This is a genomic window from Zhongshania sp., assembly GCF_041584495.1.
GTDB lineage: Bacteria > Pseudomonadota > Gammaproteobacteria > Pseudomonadales > Spongiibacteraceae > Spongiibacter.
This window is the reverse complement of the sequence record NZ_JBFHDY010000236.1, coordinates 1-2,505: the sequence shown is the minus strand read 5'-3', so window position 1 is coordinate 2,505 and position 2,505 is coordinate 1. Positions and strand designations below refer to the sequence as shown.

Here is a 2,505-nt window from a genome sequence, read left to right as displayed (position 1 = left end):
GACATTTAAGCCACCACCAGCTTCTTCAGTTAACAGACCCAAAGCATCGGCATCGCTCGGTGTGTCGGTGTCGGTATGAAGATGACTGGCCTTGCCCATATTTCCGGCAAGCAATTGATTAAAGGGCAATTGCGAGGTCGACTCACTGGCATTCGCCCCTTTCACGGCGGCGCGCCCTGACTGAACTGCTTCGCTGCTACTCAGCGCGGGAAGAGAGCTAGACGGCATAAAAAAGTAACCTTTACAGATTAAGCTGATTCGGCAGCCCCGAGGCTAAAACCGGCAATACTAAAATTAGAGCAAGGCTTATGCCAAATCCATATTTTGTCGAGCCGACCAAACAAAGCGTTGACTCGTTAGGTCGTCTGCTTGCCGCTGTTCTTCCGTATTGACCAGCTGCTGCTCCTGCTCGCGATAGCGATCAGTGAGCTTCTCTAAACTCATTGCGCGACAGCGACTGTCTAACCAATGCTGACGTTCCGTCGCCACATTGGCTTCAGCACGCGCAACGGCCTCGCCCTGCTGAGTCACCGCCTTGGCAAGCTTACTCATAAAATGACGGGTTTCTTGTAAACGGTGTACGTCCAATTTTTGCGCGGTGTGACTCTGGCTAGCATCAGCGTATTCACGATAATACTGCTTTAACTCATCGTATTTCTTTTGCTGGTGATCAAAGTGCTTTTGGCTTTTTGCAAAACGCTTAGCCTGCTCCTGTTCTTTGCGGTCCGCCAAGCTATTCACGGTTTGCATACGCTGAGATTTCTTCATTTAGTCACCTATTTAGCTTATGCGTCATCCAGTAATAAATTGAGCTGATCAAGCGAACTGTCGAACGACTCTGATTGATCATAGGCTTGCTGCAGGAATTTCACCATATTCGGCCACAAGCCAACGGCGTGATCCAAACGGGCATCACTGCCCCGCTGGTAGGCGCCAATCGTTATAAGGTCGCGATTTTGCTGATAAAGCGAGTACATCTGCCGAAAATAGCGCACCTGATCTTGATGGCTTTTATCGGTAATATCATTCATAGCTCGACTTACCGAACGTTCCACGTCAATGGCAGGGAAATGGCCGGCATCAGCCAAGGCCCGCGACAGCACAATATGCCCGTCTAGAATCGCTCGCGCTGAATCCACTATGGGGTCATTTTGGTCATCACCCTCAGCAAGCACAGTATAAAACGCCGTTATTGAGCCACCACCAACGGCGCCATTACCTGCGCGTTCGACAAGTGCCGGTAGGCGAGCAAAAACTGACGGCGGATAACCCTTCGTCGCAGGCGGCTCACCTGTAGCCAAGGCCACCTCACGTTGAGCTTGGGCGAATCGGGTTAACGAATCCATAAGTAATAACACTTGCTTACCCTGGTCACGAAAATGCTCTGCAATCGATGTTGCCAGCCATGCCCCCCGCATACGCATCAGTGGCGGATGATCTGCTGGTGTTGCGATGACCACCGCCCGCTTCATGTCTTCAGTGCCAAGAATGCTGTCAATAAACTCCTTTACCTCGCGGCCACGTTCGCCAATTAAGGCCACCACCACCACATCCGCCTCGGTAAAGCGGGTCATCATGCCCAGCAACACGCTTTTACCTACGCCGCTACCGGCAAATAAGCCTAAACGCTGCCCGCGGCCCACCGTTAGCAATGAGTTGATTGAGCGCACCCCTACATCCAAAGGCTCCCGAATAGGCTGGCGCAACAGGGGGTTAATCGGCGTGCCATTGATCGAGCGAGTTTGCTTGCAATGCAAAGGTCCTTTGCCGTCCAGCGGTTTGGCTGCGCCATCCAACACCCGACCTAATAACTCATCACCCACGGGGAAGTCTGAGCCCTTGGCAATGGGAATAACTCTGGCATTGGGCATTACGCCGCGCAGCTCACCCGTGGGCATAAGTAAAATTTTATCGGCGGCAAAGCCGACCACTTCGGTTTCTAACCAATCACCATCTGCGGCTTCAACCAGGCAATAGCCACCTACCGGCGCTTTACAGCCCACGGCCTCCAGCATCGTGCCTACCACCCTTTTGAGCTGGCCCTCGACGATCGGTTTTCCAGCACCGCTTAGGCGCTGTCTATACAAGGCAAAGCGCTGCTGTATTTGTTCGCTGGGATCATTTATCACCGTTTAAACTCCGCGCTCAACAATGTCATTATCGTCTGCCTGCGGAGGCACCATCGTCTCACCCAGCATTTCAGCAACAACGTGCTGAATACGCGTTTCTAGCTCTTCATCAATTCTTGAATGATCGCTGTTAATACGACAGCCACCGCGACTTACCGTGGCATCCTCAATCAAACGCCAAGCGGGATCCAACACTTCATTGCGCTCAGCGTGCAAGCCTCGCAGCACATCAGCATCGTCAGGGTTCAGGACAATATCAAAACCGCTGTTACTTAAGGGTAATGCCGCCACGGCTTTATGAATGAGATTTTCAATGAGTTCAGGTCGCAAACTTAATTCGTGACGTAATAATTGCTTTGATATGGCCAGGGTCATT

4 protein-coding genes are annotated in these 2,505 nt (G+C 51.8%); all 4 read right to left on the bottom strand.

The features are described from left to right. A partial coding sequence (locus ABYP33_RS18595; RefSeq protein ID WP_373092779.1) for a hypothetical protein occupies positions 1–228 on the bottom strand: 228 nt, incomplete at its 3' end. 78 nt (positions 229–306) lie between these two features. Next, complete coding sequence (fliJ, locus tag ABYP33_RS18590; protein ID WP_373092777.1) at positions 307–768, bottom strand: flagellar export protein FliJ; 462 nt, start codon at positions 766–768, stop codon at positions 307–309. Positions 769–785: 17 nt separating this feature from the next. Then, the gene (gene fliI, locus ABYP33_RS18585; protein WP_373092781.1) at positions 786–2,105 is read right to left on the bottom strand and encodes a flagellar protein export ATPase FliI; all 1,320 of its coding nucleotides are present in this window, start codon (positions 2,103–2,105) and stop codon (positions 786–788) included. A 27-nt stretch (positions 2,106–2,132) separates the two neighbouring features. After that, the coding region (locus tag ABYP33_RS18580; protein ID WP_373092776.1) for a FliH/SctL family protein at positions 2,133–2,505 on the bottom strand (373 nt) is incomplete at its 5' end.

Coding starts and splice junctions, on each gene's coding strand:
- fliJ (WP_373092777.1), bottom strand. CDS start 768: ATGAAGAAATCTCAGCGTATGCAAACCGTGAATAGCTTGGCGGACCGC.